The following is a 25,697-nucleotide window of genomic DNA, read 5'->3' as shown; positions in this document are numbered from 1 at the left end:
TGATCATCCGCAGTGTGAGTACCGGACGACTCGCCGCCGCGGCCTCGCACACCGAGGCCGCACTCGCCGTTCACGCGCCCGAGCTGGTGGACGGGTTCACCCGCAGCCTGCCGCACGCGGCGGACACGGTGGGAAGGAGGCTGCGGGCCGCGCTCGTGCGTGAAGGCCTCACCCCTGCCGTCGTCGGCGGAACCCAGCACGCTTTCAACCGGGTGGAATATCCGGTGGCAGGGGTCAACGATCCGGTGGACTTGTTGGCGGGCATCGACAACGGGCCGTTCGCCGCGGAGATCCGTAACGCGGTGATCAATCTCGCGGTCGCCCTGTCACGATTTTCTCCGTTAAACACTGACGAAAACCCCGACCTCGACGCCATCCGGCTCGAACGCCTCGCCGTCGCCGGCCACAACCTGCACCCCTGCGGCCGCACCCGCCTCGGCTGGGACACCGGCGACGTCCTCGCCCACGACGTCGAAGCCGGCCACACCGCGATCAAATTCGTAGCGGTCCGCGACGACCACCACCTCGGCGACGATCTCGGCGTTCTGCTGGGACTACCCGAAGCGCCCGCCGGATACCGCAGCCAGCCCGTGCACGCCTGGCAGTTCGACCTGGTCCGACACCGATACGAAGACCTGTTCACCGCCGGCATCCTGCGCATCGTCGACGGCGAACTGCCAGCCGTGCCCACCGCCGCACTCCGTACGCTCTTCCTCCCGGACAAATCCGTATATGTCAAGGTTTCCCTCGACATCCAGGTCACGTCCACCCGCCGCAGCATCAGCGTCGCCTCCACCCGCAACGGCCCCGCCCTCTCCGACCTGCTCCACCGCCTCACCGCCGACGACCCCGACGGCCACCGCCTCATCCTGATGGCCGAAACCGGCGGCGCCGCCGTACCCGCGGGCAGCGGCCGCGACCTCGGCGCCATCACCCGCGCCGGCCTCACCTCACTCCTGCAACCCGGCGAACACGCCGTACCCGGCGGCGCCCTCCCCGCCCACGACCCCGCCACCGGAACCACCGTCATCGCCGGCCTCGTCACCGCCTCCGGCCTCACCCCCGCCGCCTGGCTCACCGAATACACCCGGCTGCTCCTGCCACCCCTGCTCCGCCTCGCCACCCGAGGCGTAGCCCTCGAAGCCCACCTGCAGAACTGCCTGCCCACCTTCATCAACGGCCGCCCGCACCGCCTGGCCCTGCGCGACTTCGCCGGCCTGCGCCTGCACCCCCGCCGCCTCGCCGAAGCCGGACACCACCTCGACCTCTGGCCCGGCTCCGTCATCGGCACCGACGACGACGACACCCTGCGCGCCAAACTCGGATACACCGCCCTGCAAGCCCACCTCGGCGAACTCGTCATCCGCCTGCAGCAATCCCACGACCTGCCCGAAGACCACGCCTGGCGCATCATCCGCACCGTCATCGACGACGCCATCGCCGGCCACCCCGACCACGCCTTCTACATCGCCCCGGCCATCCCCCACAAAGCCCTCGTCCGGATGCGCCTCGCAGGCGACGGCGACATCTACATCCCGGTCAGCAACCCCCTGCATGGCTGAGCTCCCCGCCCACGTCACCGCAGCGCTCCGCCGCCTCACGGCACCGGCCTGCGCATACCTCTACGACACCCAGACCCTGGTCACCCGCGCGCGCATGCTGCGCTCAGCACTCCCCCCACGAGCGACATTCCTGTACGCCGTAAAAGCCAACGGCCACCCGTCAGTGATCGCCACCCTCGCGCAAGAAGCTGACGGCCTGGAAGTAGCGTCCGGCGGCGAACTGTCCCTGGCGGTCTCGGCCGGCGCCCGCCGCATCGTCTTCGGCGGCCCCGGCAAAACTGACGCCGAACTCGCCGCAGCGGTCACCGCAGGCGCCTTGATCAACGTGGAGAGCGCCTTCGAAATGCGCCGCATGGCCGGCCTGGGCCTCTCGGCCGACATCTGCGTCCGAGTGAACCGGGCCGGCTCGTCGCTCCGGGGCAGCCACAGCATGACCGGCACACCCACCCCGTTCGGCATCGACTCGAGCCAGCTCGGCGCCGTCCTCGCCGACGTGCCCCCGGGCCTGCGCGTCATCGGCTTCCACCTGCACGCCGTCTCCAACAACCTCGACGGCGCCGCCCACGCCGCCTTCCTCACCGAAGCGATCACCTGGTCCATGTCGACGGCCCGTTCGTACGGAATCCCGCTGCACGTGGTGAACGCAGGAGGCGGCCTCGGCGTCGACTACACGTCCTCGGCCTCAATGGACATATCAGCCTTGTCGGGTGTGTCCGTCCCCCCAGGCATCGAACTGATCCTGGAGCCCGGCCGCTGGCTGACCGCGGACGCAGGCTGGTACGCCACCGAGGTCCTCGACCTGAAGACCACCCACGGCCGAACCTTCGCCGTACTGCGAGGCGGCACCCACCACTTCCGACTGCCGGCCGCCTGGGGCTACAGCCACCCGTTCACCGTCTTCCCGGTGCCATCCTGGGACCGCCCCTACGATCGCCCGTCGGTGGCCAACGTGGAGATCGACGCCGTAGGCGAACTGTGCACCCCCAGAGACGTCCTGACCCGAGGCCAGAAGGTGTCATCCCTCCAAGCAGGCGACCTCTTGGTCTTCCCCCGAACCGGCGCCTACGGCTGGGACATCTCCCACCACGACTTCCTGCGCCACAACCCCCCAGAGTTCGTAATCCTCTGACCCGGTTCGTTTGCAGGTAGTCGGCGGAGCCGTCCTTCATGCCTTTGTGTTGAGGTGCGGCGTGCCGCACTACTCGTACAGCATCCTAGGATTCTAGGCTGAAGAGGTCAACGGGCATGGGGCCGCTGCCGGCTCTTGCGAGCTAATGCCACCCGCCTGACCACCTTTCTCGGGTTTCGCCACTCGTGGATCGGGAGGGGCTTCGGGGCGGAGTGGCGTTTTCTCGGTGCGAGTCGCCGCTCAGAGATCTTGTGAGGTTTGGCCGGCCGGTCGACCACGAGAGCACGAGTTTGCGGGACGGCCACCTGTGGCAATTCGGTTTCGGGTGGTTGGCGAGCATTGTGCTGACGCTCTGCCACCACAGCGGGTGAACAGCGCCGGATCTTGAAGACTTGGGGGTGTTCTATGCCCAATAGGTCTTCAAGGTTCGGCCAGCAATGGCGTGCGGCGTTCACCCTGCGTGACAATCCGCTGGGACGCGTGCCGCAGGCAGGCCACAACAGGCAAGGATCGGAGCCGTCGTGCCGTCGGGCCGCCGGGCACGGGGTGAAGGTGGTGCCTCGCAGATCTTGTGGACTTCGGCGAACCGTTTGCGCGTAACTCCACAAGATCTGCCAGACCTGTTCGATCTTGCGGAGTTACGCGGACACGTCCGCGGAGAAGTCCACAAGATCCAGACCGAGCGGAGCGGGCAGAGCGCTGTGCGGGGCCCCGCGGAGGGCAGAGCGCGGTGCGCGGCAGAGCGGACGGGCAGAGCAGGCAAAGCGGGCGAGCAGAGCGGGCGGGTGGAACGGGGAAGCGCGAGGCGGGTGCCTGCGGCGGAGGGCGACGGCACTCCCCCAGCCGCAGGTAAACAGTCAGATGACCGGTCTGCAAGATCTGGCTGAGTCGGCGAAGCCGTCCTTCTAGGTGTCGCTTGCCGCACTGCCCCTAAAGCATCCTAGGACTCTAGGCTGAAGCCAATGCCGTCTCTGGCGGCTTTATCTGGTCAGGAGCAGCATCCGGTCCTGGCGCACGATCAGAACGCGGCCATCGTCGGACGCTGCCATCACCTCATGCTCGCTGTACGCGAATCCGAACGTGTCCAGCGGCTGCCGCGTGCAAGCCAGCTCCGAGCAGCGCCACAGCACCTGCTGCCAGTAATCCGCCACGCCAGCCTGATCCTCGGCCCCGGAATCAAAGCTGGAATCGAAAGCGGAGACGGAGTCCGCGCCCGGGCCGCCGATCGTCACGTGGAATCCCGGCTTCGTGGTCTTCTCCGCCGCCGTCGCGTAATAGACCCCGTCCCGGGCCACGACCGCCCCGGTCTCCGGCGCCTGGGGCCCACCGACCGCGTTCAGGATGTTCTCGCCGACCCGCAGCATGCCCTGCTCGTAGGAGAGCGCCAGCCCACCCAGCGTCGCCGGCGCCGCCCACACCGAACCGGGATCACCGACCCAGATCTGCGCACTGCGCGGCTTCGCACAGGTCACCGGCTCGCAGGTCACCTGCGACGCCTCCGACCCGGTACGCACAGTCGCCAGCGGCCGTCCGTCCGCACCCACGGTCAGCTGGATCTGCGAGTCGTCGGTGGCGTCGTCGGCGGGGAGCCGCTCGACCGTGCCTCCGTCGTACCGTTGCGGGGTTTTGCATCCGATCTGCGGGCAGCGGATGAAGCTGATCCGGAAGGTCTTGTCCTGCGCGGCCGCGAGCACGAACCAGAGCGCCTGATCCGGGGCGACCGCCGCGCCGAGCTGCGCCCACTCGAACTTCTCCCGCGCCGACCTCCGCACCGGGATGTACGCCTCCGGGCAGCCGGACCGGGTGCAGCGCGCATAGTGGATGAACGGCCCGCCGTTGTCCAGACCGCCGCTGAGCGTGGCCTTCACGACGGTGTTCCCGTCGGCGCTGATCCCGGCCGCGCCCCGCCCGCTCCACATCGAGGGGCCACCGTTCTGGTCGACGAAGCGGTCACACAGGTCGGTCTCGCAGAACCAGGCGCCCGACATGGTGGCGATCACCGGGTGCTGGCCGGTCGGCCAGGCCACCGCGACCGGGCCACTGGTCGAGTGATCGTTCGTCCGCAGGACCGGCGCTCCGAACGGGTTCGCCAGGGCGACACCGCCCGGCGCGAGCACCGCCAGCACCACGGCCGCCACCCCCGCCCAGGTCAGCAGCCGGCTCGGCGAACCCGGATCCGGGTCCGAGTAATCGGCCAGCCGCGCGTCCACCGCCGCCAGATCCACCGAACCGCCCTGCGACAGCGACAGCGACGCCGACGGCAACAGCGACGGCGAAGCGGGACGTTGCAGCAGGTAGACGTACGCCAGGGTGCCGGCCTGCACCGCCACCACCAGCAGCGACGCGATCACACCGGTGATCCAGGCCGCCCAGGTGCGACCCACCAGACCGTCGCCGAGGCTCGACACCAGCAGCGGGATCACGATCCCGCCGAGCAGGAACGCACCGGCTGTCGGCACCACCCGGCCCCGGGTCAGCGCCCAGTCCGAGCCACCGAGCTGGTGCGCGGCGATGCCGATCAGCAGCCGTCCCGCGGTCAGGGCGCCGGTCAGCAGCACCGCGAGCACCAGGGCCAGGGAGAAGTATCCGCTTCCGATGCCGGACACCATCCACAGCGCCAGCCCGGTGAGGCCCACGATCGCCACGAACCCCGCCGCGACGACCGGGAAATGTCGCAGGGCGGCCAGGATCGCACGGTGCGGGCGTACCGCGTACCCCCGCTCGTCGCCGATCGCGACAAGTGTCGCGGCAGAGAGAGCGACCAGCCAGAAGGCCGCGATCACCGGGAGCCGCCACCAGCCGGCTTCCGGAAGCTCCAGCATCCCGTTCACGATGATCGTCTCGGCGTCGCTGACCCGGCCGGCGAGCACGTCGAGCAGCGTGAGCGTCAGCAGCGCGGCGGCCAGGATCGGCAGGAGCACGGTCAGCAGCTGCCGGGCGGACGTCAAAGCCGTTCGATATCCGGCCGCCGTGTTGCCGATCAGGGAGAGGAGCACCGCGCGAGGATAACGGAGCTGATCAACTTTCCGCGGCCCCGAGAAAGCGCCGGCCGACCAGCGCCGATGTGCCGGTGGGCAGGGACACGTCCCGGCCTGCGGCCAGGCGTTCGCACCAGCCTTCGACGGTACGGAAATCGAGGCCGCCACCGACACTGTTGCGACCGTCCTCGAAGCTGAACCAGCGCGCGTGCCACCCGGGCCCGTCGAGCAGGACGATGTCGCCGTCGATGAGTTCCAGAACGGCGGTGTCGATCGCCTCGAGAAGGTCGTCCGAACCGAAGTCACAGGCGTCGCAGCCACAGTCCGGAATCGGGTCGGCGGCGGGGTCGAGCCGGCCGGCCGAGATCCGGACCGCAAACGGGCCGGGCCAGGCGACATGAAGCGGGAGTGCGCCGGGAGCCGCGGAGGTGAGAACGCCGTCGGAGGAGAACGCGATCCCGGGCAGTGAGGTGAGAACGGCGATCCAGCTACGAACCCGGGCGTGCACGATCCGATAGCGATCAGGGTCGGTCACCCGGGAGTACTCCGACTCGTCCTCGGTCGGTCCCCCGCCGGGATGCGGGTTGGGCCAGGACGGCTGATGCTCGGCGTTGTAGTGGTCGTTCACCCGCTGACGTAGTTCCCCCACGCTGTCCAAGCGTACGCGGCGGCACAGCCTCCCGTGCGTCCTAGGACTCTAGGAAAGAACTCCGCTGCTGCGCCACCAAGGATCCGAGCAGCGCCAGTGAGCGGGCGCTCTCCGACCCCGGTTCGGCGTGGTACATCACCAGGATCTGGCCGCCGCTGTCGCCCACAGTGAGTTTCTCCCGGCGCAGCGTCAGCGGCCCGACCATCGGGTGCCGCATCCGCGCCTCGCCGCCGGCCGGCAGCAACACGTCGTGGCGGGCCCACAGCCGGCGGAACTCCACGCTGCCCAGCGACAGCTCCCCGACCAGGCGGGCCAGCGCCGGGTCGTCGGGGTCGGAGGCGACCGACGAGCGGAACGCCGCGACCATCCCGACGATCGCCTGGTCCCAATCCGGGTACAGGTCGCGCTCGGTGTCGTCCAAGAAGATCGAGCGCAACCGGTTCTCCCCGGCCCGGATCGCCGGCGACAGGGCGGTGGCCAGCCGGTTCGCGGCGAGCACGTCGTACCGGCGGTTCTCCACGAACGCCGGCAGGCCGACCACGTCGATCAGCTGGCGGATGCCGGCCGGCACCACGTCGCGGCGGGAAGGGCGCGGCGACCGCGCCCGGGAGACCGCGCCGGTCAGGCCCAGCAGGTACTGGGTGGCGGCGCTGTCCAGCCGCAGCACCCGGGCGATCGCCTCGAGGACCTGCGCCGACGGATTACGATCACGGCCCTGCTCCAGGCGCAGGTAGTAGTCGGCGCTGATCCCGGCGAGGGTGGCGACCTCCTCGCGACGCAGGCCGGGCGTACGGCGCACCCCGCTCGACGGAAGGCCGACATCAGTGGGATCCACCAGTGCCCGGCGGGCCCGCAGGTATTCACCGAGCGCGTTCATGACCGCCAGCCTAGGGTGTGCGGCCACGCCCATCCTGGTCCTGCCACTCCTAGGAAGAGCGCACCCCTGCCGGGACCGGCCGCACCGGGGCAGAGTCGGGGCATGAGCGAAACCCAGCTTCCCGGCGGCACCTACCGTGTCGGTGACATCGAGTTGACCCGGTTCGGATACGGCGCCATGCAACTGGCCGGCCCGCACGTGTTCGGACCGCCGGCCGACCGGCCCGGCGCGATCGACGTGCTGCGTACGGCCGTCGCGGCCGGCATCAACCACATCGACACCTCGGACTACTACGGCCCGTACGTGACCAACGAGATCATCAAGGAGGCGCTGTTCCCGTACCAAAGGGATCTTCATCTGGTCACCAAGGTCGGCGCGCGTCGCGATGCGCAAGGCGGCTGGCCGCAGGCGCTCTCGCCGGCCGAGCTGAAGCAGCAGGTGCACGGAAACCTGGAACGGCTCGGGCTGGACGTGCTCGACCTGGTCAACCTGCGGGTCGGCGGGCTCCAGGAGGCGCAGCCGGGTTCGATCGCCGAGCCGTTCGGCGCCCTGGCCGAGCTGCGGGAGCAGGGCCTGATCCGGCATCTCGGGCTGAGCACTGTCAACGCCGGCCAGATCGCCGAGGCGCGGGCGATCGCTCCGGTGGTCAGCGTGCAGAACTTCTACAACCTGGCGAACCGCGGCGACGACACGCTGATCGACGACCTGGCCGCCGACGGCATCGCCTACGTGCCCTACTTCCCGCTCGGCGGCTTCACTCCCCTGCAGTCCGGCACGCTGACCGAGGTGGCGGACCGGCTCGGTGCGACGTCGATGGGTGTGGCGCTGGCGTGGCTGCTGCAGCGTTCGCCGAACATCCTGCTGATCCCGGGCACCTCGAAGGTGGCGCATCTGCGGGAGAACATCGCCGGCGCCGCGCTGGAACTGGACGAGGCCACCGTGAAGCAGTTGGATGCGGTCGCTTGACCTTCACACTGTGACAAGGTCTTAGCTGGTCACCATGAACCCAGCCTTTCTTGGTGCGGCCGACCCATCGATGCGGCTCAAGGCAGCCCTGGCAGCCGGCACCCACGCCGACGCCACCCTGGTCGACGCCCTGGTGGCGCGGTGTGCGGTCGAGCCGGACTTCTTCGTCCGCGACATGCTCACCTGGGCGCTGACCCGGCTGCCGCCGGACACCACCGTGCCCCGGCTCCGCGACGAGCTGGATTCCCCGATCGGCCAGGCGCGCAGCCAGGCCCTGCACACCCTGTCCAAGATCGGGAACAGCGGCGTGTACCCGGCGATCACCCGGTCACTGCTGCAGGACCCCGATGACGAGGTCGCGCGCAGCGCCTGGCGGGCCGCCGTCATCCTGGCGCCCGAGGACCAGCGGGGGAATCTCGCCGCCGAGCTGGCCGCGCAGCTGGGCCGCGGCGACCGGACCGTGCGGCTGAGCCTCAGCCGGGCACTCGTGGCGCTCGGTGACGTGATCGAGCCGGCCCTGCGGACAGCGGCGGACGGCGGCGACCCGCAGGTGAGCGCGCACGCCCACGCCACCGAGATGCTGCTGAACGACCCGGAGATCGGATTCGACGCGGCCGTCCACGAGGCGACCCGCCTGGTCGCGCTGGAACACAAGAAGGCCACGTGCTGATCGGCGAGGTGGCGCGCCGCTCGGGGGTGAGTACCCGGATGCTCCGGCACTACGACTCCCTCGGGCTGGTGCGCCCCACCGGCCGGACCGTCGGCAACTACCGGGAGTACTCCGGTGACGACATCCGCCGGATCTTCCACGTCGAGAGCCTGCGCACCCTCGGACTCTCGCTGCGCGACATCGGGCGCGCCCTGCAGGATCCGGGATTCGAGCCGGCCGCGCTGGTCGGCGACCTCATCCGGCGTACCGAGGAGCGGATCGCCACCGAGCAGGAGCTGCTCGAACGGCTCCGGGCGGTCGACGCGTCGGCCCCGCTCGGCTGGCAGGGCGTGCTGCGGATCGTGGAGCTGCTGCACGGCCTGAACTCCCCCGATGCCGCACGCCGCCAGCAGACCGTGCTGGGCCCGGCCGAGGACGTGCCGGTGCCTGCCGAGCTGCTGGCCGAGGCCGTCCTGACCGAGGCCGACCCCAACGTGGCCGGCGCGCTGCGCTGGGCCCTGGCCCGCTCCGGCGGCGAGGCGCTGACAACCGTGGCAGCGGGCGTTCGTTCGGCGGACGCCGAGGTGCGGCTCCGCGCGGTCCAAACCCTTGCCGAGATGTCCGGCGACGAGGTCACCGCCGTCCTGGCGGACGCTCTTAAAGATCAAGACCCCGGGGTACGCGGCCACGCCGCCCTGTCCCTCGGCAGACGCGGCGTGTACACGGCCGTGCCGGAACTCGTCGCCATGATCGTCGACGGCCGCAACGACGTCGACGCCGGCGAGATCCTGGGAGCGCTGGCGTGCGACCCGGCCCACGCCGGCACGATCATGGGTCTTCTGGAAGACGAACTGTCCGCGGACACGTCCGGCTCGGCGGCGCGGATCCGGCTGACCCAGGCCCTGGCCGAGATGCCCCGGACCCTGGCCGAGCCGATCCTGAACCGGCTCACCCGCGACGCCGACACCACGGTGGCCCTGATCGCCTCGACCCTGACGTGAACGGAGAACGGGCCGGCCAACTGGCCGGCCCGTTTCGTGGCAGTACGGTCAGGCGGTTGCCGCCGGCGTGACGCCGCCGAGCAGCTCCTCGAGCTCCGCCAGGTCTTCCTCGCTGAGGTCGGTGCCCGCGTCGGCGCCCGGCAGACCGCCGAACGACCCGCCAGGGGTGCTGCCGAGCAGCTGGTCCACGTCCAGCTTCGTGGCGCCTTCCGGAGCGGTGATCGCCGCACCGGTGGTCACCTCGAGGCGCAGCGCGACCCGGCCGGTGGCGCCGTCGATGAACTGCAGCATGTTGATCTCGGCGGCGGTCAGCGTGCCGTCCTTGATCCACAGGTCGAGGACGATCGGCTTGTCGGCCGGGGCCTCGGCGCCGAACGTGTCGGCCAGCGCCTCGTTGTCCAGCGCCGTGACAAGGCGCTTGACCTCGGCGTACGCCTTCGCGGTCGACGAGGTGACGATCAGGTGGGTGTCGTCGTTCTCGTCGCGGACGATGTCGGCGCCCTCGACCAGGTTGGTAGCGGAGGTGCTGAACTCGGTCAGCGCCTTCTGCTGCTCGACGTCCTGGGCCGGCACGCCCGCGCCGGACTCGGCCAGCTCGGTCAGCTCGGCGACGTCGAGCGACACCCACTTGCCGTCGAAGAACGCGTCGAACCCGCCGGCCGCACCGACCGTCTGCTCGCTGAGCGTCTTGACCTCGTCGGCGCTGGCGCCGAACTTGGTGGCCAGCTCGGTGACCGGCGCCTTGACGAACAGCGTCTTGCCGGCAACCCGGATCTCGGTGCCGGCGACGCCGTCGATGGTCGCGCCGAACAGGGCGCGGTCGTCGTCGACGCCCTCGCCCGCCTTGTCGAAGGCGATCGTGAACGACGAGTTGAAGAGCTGCCGAAGGATCTTGGCGTCTTCGTCGCTGACCTCGTCGGTCTTCTCGCCGGACTTGGCGGCGTCCAGCTTGGCGGCGGCGACCAAGTCGTCCGCACTGCCGTTGATCTTGATGGTGAAGCCGGCCTGCTGCGCCTCGCCGAGCTGCTTGGCCGCGTTACGCAGCTCCAGCTTCGGTTCGAGGGCCTGAAGCTTCTCCCCGGCACAACCGACGAGAACGGTAAGGGTGGTGACACCGGCCAGAACGCCGGCAGCAAGACGCGAGACGCGCAACGTGAAACTCCCCGTGGTGGTGAATGCCCCGCACACTGTAGTGGCCGCGATCAATCCGGCGCGCCCGGATTACAACCACCCGTGGTGACCAGGGAAAACACCATCAGCGAGTGAAAACGGCCCGCCATCGCGCGGGCAGCCGGGTACCCGGGGCCTCGGTCTGCTCGACGGAGATCTGCCGCAGCCCGCCGGTCGCGAACGCGTCGATCTCGGCACGGGTCAGCGGCCACGGCGGACCCTCGCCACCAGCGGTGACAGCGGCTGCCGCGAGGACCAGCAGCGTGCCGCCGGGGGACACGAACGAGCCTGCCGAGGTGATCGCGGCGGCCCGGATCGACGCCGGCAGCGCCTGCACGTTGTTGCTCTCCAGCACCAGGTCGAAACCGTGCCGCCACCTGGCCGGTGGATCCAGCAGGTCGGCCACGACATAGGACACCGGACTCTCCGGGTGCCGGCTGCGGGCCAGCGCGATCGCTGTCGGCGAGATGTCGAACGCCGTTGTCGCGTACCCCAGAGCCGCGATGTGCTCGGCGTCGCGGCCCGGGCCGCAACCGACGACCAGCGCGCGTCGCCCCTCCCCCGGCGGCAGCGGGAAGGCGCGCAGGTGCGCGCTGGCCTCGGGTACGTCCCACGGCACCTCGGCCCGGCCCGCCCCCGCCTCGGCATACAGCGGCTCGAACCACCCGGTCGGGTTCCCGTCGCGCAGATATCCGGCGGCGAGCCGCCCGATATCAGCCACGCGGGACGACCCGGTGAGCCACGCGGGGCAACGCTTTGTCAGCCACGCGGGACGACCCGGCGTAGCTCCCGCAGCGCCTGGCGGCGGACGTCGCCGGTCAGCGTGTCGACGTAGAGCCGGCCGTCGAGGTGGTCGACCTCGTGCTGCAGCGCCCGCGCCAGGAAGCCCTCGCCGGTGATCACCAGGGGTTCGCCGTACTGATCGAAACCGGTCGCGGTCACCTTCAGCGCGCGGGTGGTGTCATAACCGAGGCCGGGCAGCGACAGGCAGCCCTCCTCCTCGGTCTGCTCACCCTCGTGGTCGCTGAGGACCGGGTTGACCAGGTGTCCGACGACACCGCCGACGTTGTACGAGAAGATCCGCAGGCTGACGCCGATCTGCGGGCCCGCGACGCCGGCCCGGCCGGGCTCGCGGACGGTGTCCTCCAGATCGCCGACGATCTCGCGCAGCTGGGCGTCGAAGTCGGTGACCGGGTCAGCGGGCGTACGCAGCACCGGGTCGCCGAAGATGCGGATGGGCCGAACTGTCATGCGTCAAAGATTAGTCACCCATTACCCGAAGAGGGCGCGCCGGTCGGTGCCGAGCATGTGCCGCAGCTTGATCAGCGAACGGCGGGTCTGGCTCTTCACCACGTTGACCGGCACGCCCAGCTCGGCGGAGACCTGCTCCACGCTGTGGTCGGCGAAGTAGCGCAGCACCACGATGGTCCGGTCCCGGGCGGGCAGCCGGGACAGCGCCCCGAGCAGGTCCAGCCGCAGATCAGGGCTTATTTCGTACGCGGGTTCGCGCATCGCGCCCAGGAACACCTCGGTGGAACTCCGGCGGCGACGGTGGTCGAGGTAGACCCGGAGCAGGATCTTGTGGGCGTACGCAAGAAGGTTGTCGCTCTCGCAGGCCCGATCCCAGCTCTGAAAGAGCTTGGTGAGCGTGGTCTGTGTCAGGTCCTGGGCGAGATGCCAGTCGTGGCAGAGCTGGTACGCGGTGCTGTGCAGCCGGGTCAGGGAGGTCTGGGCGAACTGCTCGAACTCGGCGCGGCGGGTCGCGGCCGGCGGGATCATCCGGATCCTGATGCCGGACCGGACGGTCCTCCTGACCGCCGCCGGTTTCTCGAGCAGATCAAGCATGGTGTCGCCTCTTCCTGCCGCCACCTATTGGACACGGAGCGTGCCAATGTGGACCTTCTCGGGTACGCGCGAAGGTGAAATTACGCGCTCGACCCCCTGTTCCGGGGGCAGACGCCGACAGTGGCACGGAACCGGTAGAGACGGCTCGGAGCAGGCTATGAACGGGCTATGAGCGGAGCGCGGACCGGAGCGGCCCGGCCTTCGCGGCGGCTTCGTCGACCTCCGCGACAGGGTCACTGTCCGCGGTGATGCCGCCGCCGGCCCAGGCGTGCACCCGGGTCCCGTCGGCCACCACGGTGCGGATGCTCAACCCCAGATCGAGGTGGTCGTGTCCGATCCAGCCCAGGGCGCCCATGCTGACGCCGCGGCCGACCGGTTCGAGGGCGGCGATCTGCGCGAGCGCGGCCAGTTTGGGGGCGCCGGTGACACTGCCGCCGGGGCAGACGGCCCGGAGCAGGTCGGCCAGCCCGACGTCGCCGTCCAGGGGCGCCGAGACGACGGATTCGGCCTGCCAGAGACCGGACCATTCGCGGACCGCGAACAGCTCGTCGACGCGGACCGGTCCGGTGCCGGGCAGCCGGGCCAGGTCGTTGCGTTCCAGGTCGACGATCATGACGTGTTCGGCGCGTTCCTTCGCCGAGGCGAGCAGCTCGCGGCGGCCCTGCGCGGTGGCCGGGCGGGTGCCCTTGATCGGGCGGGTGACGACCCGGCCGTCGCGAACCTCGACGAGGGTTTCCGGGGAGGCGGTGGCGAGAGCCCAGCCCGGCGCGGCGCCGCCCGGCCCTGAACCGCCCTGGCCTCCGTCGCTCAGAACCCCGCCGTAGCGGGCGCCGGCGAGGGCGGCCACCCGGCGGAGGGCAGCGGACGGGTCGCCCGCATAGGGCGCGGCGGCGTGGCCGACCACGTTGACCTGATAGACGTCGCCGCGGGCGATCGCGGCGCGAACCTGCTCGACGGCGTGGGCGTGCTCGTCGCGGGTCCAGCTGTCCCGCCAGGGACCGAGCTTCCAGTCAGGGCCGGTCTGGAGGGATTTCTCCAGTTTTTTCGCAGAATGTTGGTAGACGACGGCATAAACGTCAGGAACGCTGGGAACGGGAGAGGGTGACCCGCACTCTGCTCCAGCCATCACGCATCCGGCATCCGCGGATACGTAGAGTGCTGCCCCGCAGATCGTGCCATCGCCGAACGTCTTCTTTTTGTCATCCGTTCGGCCAAGGTTTCGCACCGGCAGTCCGTTGCCGGCCAGAAAAGCGGACAGAAGCTCGGCGGGGTCACCGGGATCACCCCGGTGCCACCGAAAGGTACGTAACGCATGGTGACGGGCCTGGCAGGCGGCCGGTGCCGCCGGAGGGGCCCCGAAAGGAGCCGTTACGGGGTGGCCGACAGCGCCCGTCCCGTGGACCATCGAAGACGCGAACTCATGAGAAATCGGCGTCACCGGGTTGAACCGCCGTCGTTCCAAGTGAGGTAACGTCCGACACCGACTTTGTGAACCTTCACACAGCCCCCAAACGGAGATCGAGCAAGATGTGCCAGCACCTGATCCCCTGTCCCACGTCCGACGCGACCGACCGTGAGGCCGCGAAGGTCATCGTCACCTTCTGCGAGCAGGGCTGGAGCCTGCTCTGCAACGGAGTCATCGTTTTCGAGGACACCGGCGAACTACTGCCTGACGGCACGCTGATCGAGCCGCACCGCGGCCCGGCCGTGCACGCCCTGGCAGCCTGAGAAATTTCAGTCGAAAAAGCAACTCAGCGTAACCATCCCGAGACGGCGCAGGCCGCGATCCCTGAAGGAACGCGACCTGCGCAAGCGACGGGAGTGCGTCAGTCCTCGAACGCCTCCGGCGACGGGCACGAGCAGACCAGGTTGCGGTCGCCGAAAGCCCCGTCGATCCGGCGCACCGGCGGCCAGTACTTCGCCGTACGGTCCACCCCTTCGGGGAAACCGGCCACCGACCGCGGGTACGGGTGAGCCCACTCGTCAGCGGAGACCGCCGACGCGGTGTGCGGCGCGTTCGACAGCGGGTTGTCGTCCTTCGGCCAGACGCCCGAGGCCACCTGGTCGATCTCACCCTTGATCGAGATCATCGCCGCGATGAATCGGTCCAGCTCGGCGAGGTCCTCGCTCTCGGTCGGCTCCACCATGAGGGTGCCGGCAACCGGGAACGACATGGTCGGCGCGTGGAACCCGTAATCGATGAGCCGCTTCGCCACGTCGTCGACACTCACCCCGGTGGCCTTGGTGATCGGCCGCAGGTCGAGGATGCACTCGTGCGCGACCAGGCCGTTGTTGCCGGCGTACAGCACCGGATAGTGATCACGTAGCCGCGCCGCCACGTAGTTCGCGGACAGCACCGCCGCCGCGGTCGCTGCGGCCAGGCCGTCCGGGCCCATCATCCGTACGTACGCCCAGCTGATCGGCAGAATGCCGGCGCTGCCGTGCGCGGCCGCCGACACCGCGTGGTGGTCACCGGTCTCCAGGGGGTCGCCGGGCAGGAACGCGGCGAGGTGCTCGCGGACCGCGACCGGGCCGACGCCGGGACCGCCGCCACCGTGCGGGATGCAGAACGTCTTGTGCAGGTTCAGGTGGGACACGTCCGCGCCGAACTTGCCCGGCTTGGCGAACCCGACAAGCGCGTTGAGGTTCGCGCCGTCGACGTAGACCTGGCCGCCGGCGTCGTGCACCTTGCCGCACAGCTCGGCGATGCTGGTCTCGTAGACGCCGTGCGTCGACGGGTAGGTCACCATGATCGCCGAGAGGTTCTCCCGGTGCTTCTCGATCTTGGCGGCCAGGTCGGTCAGGTCGACGTTGCCGTCCGCGTCGCAGGCCACCACGACGACCCGCATGCCGGCCATCACGGCGCTGGCCGCGTTGGTGCCGTGCGCGCTCGACGGGATCAGGCAGACGTCGCGGTGGGTCTCGCCACGGTCCCGGTGGTACCCGCGGATGGCGAGCAGCCCGGCCAGCTCACCCTGCGAGCCGGCGTTCGGCTGGACGCTGACGGCATCGTAACCGGTGATCTCAGCGAGCCAGCTCTCCAGCTGGGCGACCAGGTCCTCGTACCCCTGGGTCTGGCTCTTCGGCGCGAAGGGGTGGATGTTGGCGAACTCCGGCCAGGTGACCGCTTCCATCTCGGTGGTGGCGTTCAGCTTCATCGTGCAGGAGCCGAGCGGGATCATGCCACGGTCGAGGGCGTAGTCGCGGTCGGAGAGTTTGCGCAGGTAACGCAGCATCGCCGTCTCGGAGTGGTGGGTGTTGAAGACCGGGTGGGTCAGGTAGTCGGTGGTCCGGTTCAACGCAGCAGGAATGACGGCTTCGCCGGATTTCTCAAGCTTTGTCACACCAAAGGCCTGGAGAACCGTCGCGACGTGCGCGCTCGTCGTCGTCTCGTCGGTGGAGATCGACACGTGGTCGGCGTCCACCAGCCGCAGGTCGACGTTGCCGGCCGCCGCGGCCGCAACGATCTCGGCGGCCTTGCCCGGCACCCGGGCGGTCACGGTGTCGAAGAACGCGGCCCGGGTGATCTCCACGCCCGCTGCGGCGAGTCCCGCCGCGATCGTTTTGGCCTGCTCATGGGTACGCGCAGCGATGGCACGAAGCCCGGCCGGACCGTGGTAGACGGCGTACATGCCGGCCATCACGGCGAGCAGCACCTGGGCCGTGCAGATGTTGCTCGTCGCCTTCTCCCGGCGGATGTGCTGCTCCCGGGTCTGCAGCGCCAGCCGGTACGCCGGGGCGCCGTCGGCGTCCTTCGACACCCCGACGAGACGGCCGGGCAGCGACCGCTCCAGCCCGGCGCGCACAGCCAGGTAACCGGCGTGCGGCCCACCGAACCCCAGGGGTACGCCGAAGCGCTGAGTGGTGCCGGCCGCGATGTCCACGCCGATCTCGCCCGGCGCGCGCAGCAGCGTCAGCGCGAGCAGGTCGGCGGCGACCGTGACCAGGGCGCCCTTGGCGTGCGCCGCCTCGACCAGCGCCTGGTGATCGCGGATCGCACCGGACGCGCCCGGGTACTGCAGGTGCAGCCCGAAGAACTCCTCGGGCAGTTCCCCGGTGTCCAGGTCGACCAGCACGACCTGGAGTCCGAGCGGCTCGGCCCGGGTACGCAGGACGGCAAGCGTCTGCGGCAACGTGTCGGCGTCGACGGCGTACACCGGGCTCTTGACCTTGGATGCGCGCCGCGCGAGCGTCATCGCCTCGGCGACCGCGGTGGCCTCGTCGAGCATGCTGGCGTTCGCGGTGGCCAGCCCGGTCAGGTCGGTGACCATGGTCTGGAAGTTCAGCAGCGCCTCGAGCCGCCCCTGGCTGATCTCCGGCTGGTACGGGGTGTACGCCGTGTACCAGGCCGGGCTCTCCAGCACGTTCCGCTTGATCACCGCGGGCGTGTGGGTGCCGTAGTAGCCGAGGCCGATCATCGGGGTGGCGACCGTGTTGCGGCTCGCGATCACCCGGAGCTCGGCGATCGCCTCTTCCTCGGAGATGCCGGCCGGCAGGTCGAGGTCGCCTTTCCAGCGAATGACCTCGGGAATCGCCGAATCCATGAGCTCATCGAGCGAGTTGTACCCCACTGTTTTAAGCATGTGGGTGTGCTCGTTCGAGTCCGAACCGATGTGCCGGGAGACGAAAGGTGACGACATGGGCGACTCCAGAGGCGTGAGAAAGGTCGACGAACAACCTCCCCCTCTGTCATACCCAGACTGCGGCATTTCAGAGTCGCCTGCCCACGCGGTCCTTTTGCCTGAGAGGTTCCGGGGAGGATTTGCCCCTTCGGCGCCGAGCTTGCCGGTCTCTCCCGCGCGGGTAGCCAGCTGAAGCCAACCTACCAGCGCACACCCGGTTGGATCACAGTCCTAGGGTGTGGTCTGTGACGTACACCCCTGATTCCGCCCGCTACGACTCGATGACCTACCGGCGTGCCGGTCGCAGCGGCCTCAAGCTCCCCGCCATCTCGCTCGGCCTCTGGCACAACTTCGGTGACACCCGTGGTCTTTCCACTCAGCGTGAGATCGTCCGGCGCGCCTTCGACCTCGGTGTCACCCACTTCGACCTGGCCAACAACTACGGCCCGCCGCCCGGCAGCGCGGAGTCGAACTTCGGCGAGCTGCTGTCGTCCGACCTCGCCCCGTACCGCGACGAGCTGGTCATCTCCACCAAGGCCGGCTACACGATGTGGGACGGGCCGTACGGCGACTGGGGATCACGGAAGTACCTGGTGTCGTCGCTGGACCAGTCGCTGAGGCGGCTCGGGCTGGACTACGTCGACATCTTCTACCACCACCGGCCGGACCCTTCGACGCCGCTGGAGGAGACTGCGTCGGCGTTGGACGCTGTGGTGCGTTCGGGTAAAGCGCTTTATATCGGAATTTCTAACTACAAGTCGGCTGAAGCAGCTGAAATCGCCCGGTTGCTGCGTTCGCTGGGCACGCCGTTGCTGATCCACCAGCCGTCGTATTCGATCCTGAACCGCTGGATCGAGCACGACCACCTGCTGGACACGCTGGAGGAGGTCGGCGCCGGCTGCATCGCGTTCAGCCCGCTGCAGCAGGGTCTGCTGACCGACCGCTACCTCACCGGCATCCCGGAGGACTCCCGGATCCGGACCAGCGTCTTCCTGAACGAGAGCGCGCTGGACAACAAGACGATGGAGCGGCTGCACGCCCTCAACGACATCGCCACGAAACGCGGGCAGTCCCTCGCCCAGCTGGCCCTGTCCTGGGCGCTGCGCGACCCGCGGATGACCAGCCTGATCATCGGCGCTTCCAGCGTCGGACAGCTGGAGAACAACATCGCCGCCCTCAACGGTCCCGAGCTCACCGCCGAGGAGCTCGACGACATCGACGGCACGGTCATCGAACTCTGATGTACGACATCGCACTGTCGGTCGTGGTCGGCTCCCGGGCCTACGGGCTCGACGTAGCCGGCTCCGACCACGACCGGCGGGGCGTGTTCGTGGCACCGACCCGCGCGTTCTGGACCCTGGACAAGCCCCCGACACACTTCGACGGCCCCCGCGCCGAGGAGTTCAACTGGGAGATCGAACGGTTCTGCGAGCTAGCGCTGCAGGCCAATCCGACGGTCCTGGAGGTGCTCTGGTCACCGCTGGTCGAGTCGGTGTCGCCGGACGGTTCGGCGCTGCTCGAGGCAAGGCAGGCGTTCCTGTCCCGGCGCGTCTTCGAGACCTACGGCAACTACGCCCGTGACCAGCTGAAACGGGTCGCCGCGCGCCGGGAGCGGACCGGCGAGACCAACGGCAAGCAGGCCATGCACATGATCCGCCTGCTGGTGGCGGGCGCCCACGTCCTGCGAACCGGCGAGGTGCTGGTGAACGTGGCCGGGTTACGGGACCGCCTGCTGGCGGTGAAGCACAATTCGCTGTCCTGGCCGGAGGTGGTCAGGTGGTCAGCGCAGCTGCTGGCCGACCTGGAGACCGCGGCGGAGGATTCCCGGTTGCCGGAGTCCCCCGACCGCCCCGCCGTCAACCACCTGCTGTCCACCATCAGAGAAGCCAACCTGCACTGACCCACCGGGGGCCGGCGCCCGGCGCCCGCCCGGCGCCGCCGGGGTGCCCGCCCGGCGCCACCGGGGTGCCCGCCCGACGCCACCGGGGTGCCGCCCCGCCCCGCCCCGGCGCCGCCACGCCACGCCCCGCACCCCTCCGCGTTCTGCACCCCTCCACCGCGCCACCCCGCCACGCCCGCGGCGCTCTGCACCCCGCCACCGCCCACGCCCGCCCCGTTCTGCACCCCGCCACCGCCCACGCCACCGCGCCACCGCGCCACCGCGCCACCCCGCGCCGCGCCGCGCCGCCACCTTGCCGCGCCGCCCGCCAGCCGCCCACCGAGCGACACCCTGCGGATCTTGAGCGATCTTCTACCTCCGAGGGGCAGAAATCGCTCAAGATCCAAGGCGAAGCGATGCCAAGGGCACACGGTGGTCTCTCGTGCAGCAACACCAGGAGCACACGGTGGGCGCTCACACAGCACTGCCAGGAGCACACGGTGGGCGCTCACACAGCACTGCCAGGAGCACACAGTGGGCGCTCACACAGCACCGCCAGGAGCACACAGTGGGCTCCTGCTCCGGCGGAAGACACCCGAGCACCCCGAATATCGCTGGTCACGGACTGGTAGTCCGGCATAGCGTTCACCCACGCCCACCCCGCCCCCGGCTGACACCGACGCTGTCCGAGAACGATCGGTGAGCCGACGACCGCCGCATACCCTCTGCGGATCAGCGTGCTTTACGCGTACCCGAAAGGTCTGGAACTGAGAGTGACCGTCGACGTGCCGGAGTGGGCCGGTGAGACCGCCACCGCGCTGCCGTATCCACTGATCTTCGCGACCGTGAGTGGCGCGCACCTCTACGGTTTCGCCTCGGTCGACTCCGACCTGGACCTGCGTGCCGCCCACCTGCTGCCGGCCGCCGAGGTCGTCGGGCTGCGCACCGGGCCGGAGACGGTGCAGCACGAGGGTCTGCGCGACGGCGTCGAGCTGGATGTGGTCAGTCACGATCTGCTCAAGTTCGCGCGGATGCTCAACAGCCGCAACGGGTACGTCCTGGAGCAGCTCCTCTCCCCGCTCGTCGTCGTCACCACCGGAGTGCACGCCGAGCTGACCGCCATCGCCGGTGATCTGATCACCAGGCACCATGCGCACCACTACCTCGGGTTCGCGGCCACCCAGGAGAAGCTTTATCAGCGGACCGGCGAGCTGAAACCGGCGCTGTACACCCTGCGGGTGCTGCTGACCGGCATCCACCTGATGAAAACCGGTCAGCTGGAGACGAATCTGGGTGTACTCGGGTCAGATCTGGCCTATGTGCCGGACCTGATAGCACTGAAACGGCAGGCGGAACACGGCCCGCTGCCGGAAGAAACAACGCCACGGCTGGCAACGGACATCGCGCGGCTCAGGGCGGCACTGGAGGAAGCGCGCGATTCGTCGTCGCTGCCCGAGCAGCCGAATTCCGCGGCGGTATCCGCATTGCACGACCTGGTGGTCCGAACCCGCCTCGACGCCCGCAGTTAATCCGGCTGGCTCGCACTGCTGTTTCCGTCTGTCTTCCGTCGCTGGAAACAGCAGTGCGAGCCAGCCGGTGCCATTGCGAAAACACACCCGTAAAGCATCCTAGGAACCTAGGGGCTTGCCTTTCCGGGGTTGTGCCGGTTTACGCTGAGGGCATGTCCGCGAGCGCAGCCCCCGTGATGCACCTGGCCCGACCGCACCGGCCGGTCGTCGTGGCAGGGACACTCAGCGAGTTGCGCGGCCCGACATCCGGCCTTGTCGAGTTGCCACTGCGCCTTTGGTGGCATCCGCAGCGCGCGTTCGATCTCAGTCAGCACACGATGCTGTTGTGGATGTATGAGAACGTGCTCCGCGAGGCAATTCGCGCCGATGAGCTGCGAAATTATTTGGACGGCCCGACACTTGCCCGGTTGTGGCCGGAGCTCAATGTGCCGCGCGCGGTCCGCGCCGCATGGGAAGCGCGCCATCCCCGGCTGCGCACTCACGTAACCGCGTGAGCGTCGACGACTTCTTTTCCGACATCGCCAGAATCGCTCTAGCGGTAGCGGACAAACACGGTTTCGTCCTCGGCGGCGGCGTGGCCTGGCTGGTCAACGGCTTGGTGGCCCGCCCCACCGAGGACATCGACCTGTTCACCGACACGGCCGGCGGCGTGCGTGCCGCGGCCGGCGAGGTGACGGCGGCGCTGACCGCGGCGGGATACCGCGTGGTCCGCGAGGAGGGCGACGAACTGTTCGCCGGCATGGACACCGACATCCAGGAGTTCTTGGTAGCCGGCGACTCCCGCGCACTGCGCCTCACCCTCTGCCGGCTCGACCGCCACCGCGCCCCGGTGGTGATGGACGTAGGCCCGGTCATGCACCTCGACGACCTGGTAGCCACCAAAGTCGCCGCCCTGGTCAACCGTCGGGAGGTCCGCGACTACATCGACGTCGCAGCGGCGCTGGAGCGCTATCCCCTGGATCAGATCATGCGGCTGGCGCACGCGGCCGATCCCGCCCTGGACCCGGAGGACATCGCGGACGCCGGTCGCTATCTCGACCGGCTGGATGACGCGCGGTTCGCCCTTTATGGGCTCGATGCGAGCGCGATCTCCGACCTTCGGTCACGCTTGTCCGACTGGCCAAGATCCTGAGGGTACGGGTCAGCGCAGGCTAGTTCCGCTGTCCGCTGTCCGCGACTCCCACTTCGGTCGCCAAGCCGGGCCAGGTCGAGCCGGGCCAGGTCAAGCCGGGCCAGGTCAAGCCGGGCCAGGTCAAGCCGGGCTGCCCTGCCCGGCGCCGCCCCGCCCCCGCGTGGATCTTGTGGACTTCCCCGCAGACGTGCCCGCACAACTCCACAAGATCGAACGAGCCGAGCCGATCTTGCGGAGTAACGCGCAAACGGTTCGCCGAACTCCACAAGATCCACGAAGCACCCCGCTCACCACGCCCGAACCGCGGAGCACCCCGCTCACCACGCCCGAACCGGTGAAGCACCGCGCTAACCACGCCGAAACCCGTCAAGCCCCGCGTCGGCCGACCATGGAGGCCAGTCCCGCCCCCGCACCACCCGACAGCCGCACGGAATCGACCGGTTGACCTCAACTGAGCTTCAGGTCCTATCGTTCGCGGCATGAACGATCCCGTGGTGGATCCGGCCGCCTACTGGGCAGGCGTGGCGCATGACGCACTGATCGCGTTCAGCCAAGCCCGCCAGGCCGAACTAGGGCTCACGCAACCCCAGTTCTGCCTGCTCTGCGCGCTGACCGAGAACGACGGCCGGACGATATTCGAGCTGAAACGCGATCTGGGAAGCACCGGCGACCTCGCCGCCGAAGCCGAGCTCCTCCTCGACCACAAGCACATCACTGTGGACCGCCACGGCCGCCTCCGGATCACCACGGCCGGCCGCGAAGCCTGCGACACCCTCCGCCGGCACCTGCCCGAGGTCACCGCCCGGATCCACCACGGCATCCCGGACGCCGCGTACCAGCAGGCCCTGTCAGTGCTGCAGCAGATGATCCGCAACGTCTCGTGAGCGCCGCAGCAGCTCGGTGATCTCCGGCGCTCGCTGCGGCCGGGCGAACAGCCACCCCTGCCCGGTGTCACAGCCCAGATCACGAAGCCGGTCCGCCTGCGGCTGCGTCTCCACCGCCTCGGCGGTCACGGACAGCCCGATCGCATGGGCCAGCCGCACGATCGTCTCCACGATCTGCTGGTCGACCACGGAGGCCGAGGACAGCCCGTCGACGAATTGCCCGGCCAGCTTCAGGATGTGCACCGGCAGCCGGCGCAGGTAGGCGAGGTTCGAATATCCCGTACCGAAGTCGTCGATCGCGAGGCGGATGCCTCGGTCGGCGAGTGCGCGCAACGGCGCCGAGTCGTTGTCCATCACCACGCTCTCGGTCAGTTCGAGCACGAGCAGCGACGGATCAAGACCGGTACGCGCAAGAACCTTGTCGACGTCCGACGGCAGCGTCGGCTCGTGGACCTGCGAAACGGTCATGTTGACGCTGACCGACAGCTGGGCGTCCGGGAAATCCCGGGCCCAGAGAGCGGCCTGCGCGCACGCCTCCTCGAGGACCCACCGCCCGAGCGCGAGAATGACACCGGTCTCCTCGGCGAGCGGGATGAACGCGTCCGGGCTGAGTTCGCCGTGCACCGGGTGCTGCCAGCGCACCAGCGCTTCGACACCGTTGAGCCCGCCGTCGGCGAGGGAGACCAGTGGCTGGTAGACGAGGCTGAACTCCCGCCGGTCGAGAGCATCCGGCATGGCGGCGGCGAGTTCGTACCGGGCGGCCTGCCGGGCGTCCCGGTCGGCGTCGTAGGTGACGTACCGCCCGCGACCCTCGGACTTCGCGACGTAGAGCGTCAGGTCGGCGGCTTTCATCAGCTCGGCCGGACTGGTCTCCGCCACGGCGCTCTCCACCACGCCGATGCTGGCCGAGAGCCGGGTGCGGTGCTGGCCGAGCTGGTACGGCCGGGACAGCGACTTCAGCACCGTCTGGGCGAGGCTGGTCAGCTCCGCGGGCCCGGCCGGGTTCTCGACGAGCAGCACGAACTCGTCACCGCTCATCCGCCCGGCGATCCGGCGCGGCCCGGACGTGCAGGCGACGAGGCGGTGCGCGACCGTGACCAGCAGGTCGTCGCCGAACCGGTGGCCGAGGGTGTCGTTGATCCGTTTGAAGCCGTCGAGGTCGAGGAAGCAGACGCCCACCCGGGCTTCCGGCCCGGCGTTGTCGAAGATCCGCTGGAGACGTTCGGCGATCATGGCCCGGTTCGGCAGCCCGGTCAGCGGATCATGGGTGGCCTGGTGCTCGAGGCGGTCCTGCAGGCGTAGCCGGTCGGTGATGTCCTGCACCATGGCGATGGTGAACTCGGGCGCGCCGTCCTCGTCCCGGATCAGCGACGAGGTCATGTCGGTCCAGACAACCCCGCCGTCGGTACGGTAGTACGCCTTCTCCAGCCGGACGAAATCCCGTTTGCCGGCGACCAGCTCCTCGTAGAGCTGCCACATGTGCGGCGGGTCGCTGGGGTGCCCGAGGTCGGGCACCCGCAACGTGGACATCTGGTCGACCGTGTACCCGAGCAGGTCGGCGAAGGCCTGGTTGACCCGGACTATCTGCCCGTCCATCGTGCTGATCCCGATGCCGACGGCGGCGTTCTGGAAGACCGCCCGCATCCGGGACTCGCTGCTGCGCAGGGCACGCTCGGCGGTGGCGTGGGCGGCGAGCACCGCCGCGTTGAGCCGTTCCTGCTCGGCCATGGTGGCGGCGCGCAAGGCGCGGGCGTAACCGGCGGCCACCGCGGCTGCCACCGATTTATCGTCCAATATCCGGATTGTTGCCTCGAGCACCACGGGGTCGGTCAAGTGGGCGTCGACCATCGCAGCGCCGACGCCCGCGGGGTCGACGGGCAACATCCCGGCGAGCCGCTCCAGCAACGCGTCCAGTTCCGACGAGTCGAGAGGCACGAACATCGAGCGAGTCAGCTCGCGCCGCCAGCGCCGCGCCAGCACCTCAGCCCTTGCGCGCCACGCCGGCGTACGCACCGACCCGCTCCGGATGCTCGTCGACCGGGTCCTGCGCGTCGGGTCGCCACTGCGGAATGAACACCAGACCCGGTTCCACCAGATCAAACCCGCTGAAGTACGCGGTGACCTCCTCGCCGGTCCGCAGCGCGATCTCGGTGCCGGTACGCGACGACAGCCGCTGCGCCTCGATCACCTCGGGTGGCTGGCCGTCACCGGTGGCGTGCGAGATCAGCAGGTAGCTGCCCGGCACGAGGGCGTCGCGCAGGGCCGCGACCGCCGCGCCGGGGTCGTCGCTGTCCGGCACGAAGTGCAGCACCCCGGCGAGCAGCACGGCGACGGGCTCGGCGAAGTCGATGAGGCCGAGCTTCTCGCTCTCCGCGATGATCCGGTCGGCGTCGCGGACGTCGGCACAGATCACCCCGGTGCCGCCGACGCCGGACAGGATGGCCCGGCTGTGCTCGACGGCGACCGGATCGATGTCGACATAAACCACTCGGGAGCCGGGTGCCGCGTCCAGGGCGATCTCGTGCACGTTGCCGGCCGTCGGGATGCCGGATCCGATGTCGAGGAACTGCCGGACGCCCTGCTCGGCCAGGAATCGCACGGCCCGGCGCAGGAAAACCCGGTTGGAGCGCATGGTCTCACCGATGTTCGGGGTCATCGACGCGATCTGTTCGGCGAGCGCCCGGTCGACGGCGAAATTGTGCGCACCGCCGAGAAAATAATCGTAGACGCGGGCGGCACTGGGCCGATTCACGTCGATGCCGGCCGGCACCCAGTCGGTCGTTTCCGTCACGATGGACCCCTCACATCGACAGATCACACGGTAT

General features: G+C 69.5%; 23 protein-coding genes and 1 riboswitch. Of the genes, 12 read left to right on the top strand and 11 right to left on the bottom strand.

Annotated features, from left to right (window positions below; all coding sequences use genetic code 11):
- Positions 1-14: 14 nt before the first annotated feature.
- A complete protein-coding gene (locus tag ACQP2E_RS18740) occupies positions 15-1,562 on the top strand; it encodes an IucA/IucC family protein (RefSeq protein ID WP_433833387.1) in 1,548 nt (515 codons plus the stop codon).
- Positions 1,555-2,691, top strand: a complete 1,137-nt coding sequence (locus tag ACQP2E_RS18735) for a type III PLP-dependent enzyme (RefSeq protein WP_433833385.1) — start codon at positions 1,555-1,557, stop codon at positions 2,689-2,691. Before ACQP2E_RS18740 ends, ACQP2E_RS18735 begins: the two co-directional genes overlap by 8 nt.
- A 980-nt stretch (positions 2,692-3,671) precedes the next feature.
- Here ACQP2E_RS18735 and ACQP2E_RS18730 read toward each other — a convergent pair.
- The 3 genes from ACQP2E_RS18730 to ACQP2E_RS18720 are packed head-to-tail and all read right to left on the bottom strand — an operon-like array spanning position 3,672 to position 7,195.
- Positions 3,672-5,687: a hypothetical protein gene (locus tag ACQP2E_RS18730; RefSeq protein WP_433833383.1), complete on the bottom strand. Its 2,016-nt coding sequence runs from the start codon at positions 5,685-5,687 to the stop codon at positions 3,672-3,674.
- Positions 5,688-5,709: 22 nt separating this feature from the next.
- Complete coding sequence (locus tag ACQP2E_RS18725) at positions 5,710-6,318, bottom strand: DUF6226 family protein (RefSeq protein WP_433833381.1); 609 nt, start codon at positions 6,316-6,318, stop codon at positions 5,710-5,712.
- Positions 6,319-6,358: 40 nt separating this feature from the next.
- Positions 6,359-7,195, bottom strand: coding sequence for a helix-turn-helix domain-containing protein (locus tag ACQP2E_RS18720; protein WP_433833379.1), 837 nt, complete (start codon positions 7,193-7,195; stop codon positions 6,359-6,361).
- A 102-nt stretch (positions 7,196-7,297) separates the two neighbouring features.
- On the opposite strand from ACQP2E_RS18720, the gene ACQP2E_RS18715 reads away from it, so the two are divergent.
- The 3 genes from ACQP2E_RS18715 to ACQP2E_RS18705 are packed head-to-tail and all read left to right on the top strand — an operon-like array spanning position 7,298 to position 9,811.
- On the top strand, positions 7,298-8,161 hold the full coding sequence (locus ACQP2E_RS18715) for an oxidoreductase (protein ID WP_433833377.1): 864 nt from the start codon (positions 7,298-7,300) through the stop codon (positions 8,159-8,161).
- 34 nt (positions 8,162-8,195) lie between these two features.
- On the top strand, positions 8,196-8,831 hold the full coding sequence (locus tag ACQP2E_RS18710) for a HEAT repeat domain-containing protein (RefSeq protein WP_433833375.1): 636 nt from the start codon (positions 8,196-8,198) through the stop codon (positions 8,829-8,831).
- The gene (locus ACQP2E_RS18705) at positions 8,825-9,811 is read left to right on the top strand and encodes a MerR family transcriptional regulator (protein ID WP_433833373.1); all 987 of its coding nucleotides are present in this window, start codon (positions 8,825-8,827) and stop codon (positions 9,809-9,811) included. The genes ACQP2E_RS18710 and ACQP2E_RS18705 overlap by 7 nt, the downstream gene beginning before the upstream one ends.
- Before the next feature lie 48 nt (positions 9,812-9,859).
- On the opposite strand, the gene ACQP2E_RS18700 is transcribed toward ACQP2E_RS18705, so the two are convergent.
- The 5 genes from ACQP2E_RS18700 to ACQP2E_RS18680 form a co-directional block, all read right to left on the bottom strand.
- Complete coding sequence (locus ACQP2E_RS18700; protein ID WP_433833371.1) at positions 9,860-10,963, bottom strand: hypothetical protein; 1,104 nt, start codon at positions 10,961-10,963, stop codon at positions 9,860-9,862.
- 103 nt (positions 10,964-11,066) lie between these two features.
- Positions 11,067-11,702 (bottom strand): class I SAM-dependent methyltransferase, encoded by a 636-nt coding sequence (locus ACQP2E_RS18695; protein ID WP_433833369.1) that lies wholly within the window; start codon positions 11,700-11,702, stop codon positions 11,067-11,069.
- Positions 11,703-11,740: 38 nt separating this feature from the next.
- Positions 11,741-12,232: a peptide deformylase gene (gene def / locus ACQP2E_RS18690; protein WP_433833367.1), complete on the bottom strand. Its 492-nt coding sequence runs from the start codon at positions 12,230-12,232 to the stop codon at positions 11,741-11,743.
- Positions 12,233-12,253: 21 nt separating this feature from the next.
- On the bottom strand, positions 12,254-12,826 hold the full coding sequence (locus tag ACQP2E_RS18685) for a SigE family RNA polymerase sigma factor (protein WP_433833365.1): 573 nt from the start codon (positions 12,824-12,826) through the stop codon (positions 12,254-12,256).
- Between the two features lie 166 nt (positions 12,827-12,992).
- Positions 12,993-14,231: a chorismate-binding protein gene (locus tag ACQP2E_RS18680; protein WP_433833967.1), complete on the bottom strand. Its 1,239-nt coding sequence runs from the start codon at positions 14,229-14,231 to the stop codon at positions 12,993-12,995.
- 122 nt (positions 14,232-14,353) lie between these two features.
- Between ACQP2E_RS18680 and ACQP2E_RS18675 the strand changes: the two genes are divergently transcribed.
- Complete coding sequence (locus ACQP2E_RS18675; RefSeq protein ID WP_111652259.1) at positions 14,354-14,554, top strand: DUF5999 family protein; 201 nt, start codon at positions 14,354-14,356, stop codon at positions 14,552-14,554.
- Between the two features lie 98 nt (positions 14,555-14,652).
- On the opposite strand, the gene gcvP is transcribed toward ACQP2E_RS18675, so the two are convergent.
- Complete coding sequence (gene gcvP / locus ACQP2E_RS18670; protein WP_433833362.1) at positions 14,653-17,466, bottom strand: aminomethyl-transferring glycine dehydrogenase; 2,814 nt, start codon at positions 17,464-17,466, stop codon at positions 14,653-14,655.
- A 79-nt stretch (positions 17,467-17,545) separates the two neighbouring features.
- Positions 17,546-17,634, bottom strand: a riboswitch (glycine riboswitch).
- A 95-nt stretch (positions 17,635-17,729) separates the two neighbouring features.
- Here gcvP and mgrA point away from each other — a divergent pair.
- The 6 genes from mgrA (at position 17,730) to ACQP2E_RS18640 (ending at position 22,872) form a co-directional block, all read left to right on the top strand.
- On the top strand, positions 17,730-18,689 hold the full coding sequence (mgrA, locus tag ACQP2E_RS18665) for an L-glyceraldehyde 3-phosphate reductase (RefSeq protein WP_433833965.1): 960 nt from the start codon (positions 17,730-17,732) through the stop codon (positions 18,687-18,689).
- Positions 18,689-19,348, top strand: coding sequence for a nucleotidyltransferase domain-containing protein (locus ACQP2E_RS18660; RefSeq protein WP_433833361.1), 660 nt, complete (start codon positions 18,689-18,691; stop codon positions 19,346-19,348). Before mgrA ends, ACQP2E_RS18660 begins: the two co-directional genes overlap by 1 nt.
- Positions 19,349-20,100: 752 nt before the next feature.
- Entirely contained in the window at positions 20,101-20,856 is a 756-nt protein-coding gene (locus ACQP2E_RS18655; protein WP_433833963.1) for a nucleotidyltransferase domain-containing protein, read from the top strand.
- A 152-nt stretch (positions 20,857-21,008) separates the two neighbouring features.
- Positions 21,009-21,350 (top strand): hypothetical protein, encoded by a 342-nt coding sequence (locus tag ACQP2E_RS18650; protein ID WP_433833359.1) that lies wholly within the window; start codon positions 21,009-21,011, stop codon positions 21,348-21,350.
- The gene (locus ACQP2E_RS18645; protein WP_433833357.1) at positions 21,347-21,988 is read left to right on the top strand and encodes a nucleotidyl transferase AbiEii/AbiGii toxin family protein; all 642 of its coding nucleotides are present in this window, start codon (positions 21,347-21,349) and stop codon (positions 21,986-21,988) included. Before ACQP2E_RS18650 ends, ACQP2E_RS18645 begins: the two co-directional genes overlap by 4 nt.
- Positions 21,989-22,467: 479 nt before the next feature.
- Positions 22,468-22,872 (top strand): MarR family transcriptional regulator, encoded by a 405-nt coding sequence (locus ACQP2E_RS18640; RefSeq protein WP_433833355.1) that lies wholly within the window; start codon positions 22,468-22,470, stop codon positions 22,870-22,872.
- Here the strand turns inward: ACQP2E_RS18640 and ACQP2E_RS18635 are convergent.
- Positions 22,837-24,813 (bottom strand): putative bifunctional diguanylate cyclase/phosphodiesterase, encoded by a 1,977-nt coding sequence (locus ACQP2E_RS18635; RefSeq protein ID WP_433833353.1) that lies wholly within the window; start codon positions 24,811-24,813, stop codon positions 22,837-22,839. The genes ACQP2E_RS18640 and ACQP2E_RS18635 overlap by 36 nt on opposite strands.
- Positions 24,814-24,853: 40 nt before the next feature.
- The gene (locus tag ACQP2E_RS18630; protein ID WP_433833351.1) at positions 24,854-25,663 is read right to left on the bottom strand and encodes an SAM-dependent methyltransferase; all 810 of its coding nucleotides are present in this window, start codon (positions 25,661-25,663) and stop codon (positions 24,854-24,856) included.
- Positions 25,664-25,697: the final 34 nt, after the last annotated feature.

It is taken from the genome of Actinoplanes sp. CA-015351 (assembly GCF_050955685.1).
Taxonomy (GTDB): Bacteria; Actinomycetota; Actinomycetes; order Mycobacteriales; family Micromonosporaceae; genus Actinoplanes.
Note: the sequence above shows the minus strand (reverse complement) of the source record. Positions and strands in the feature narration are given on the sequence as shown.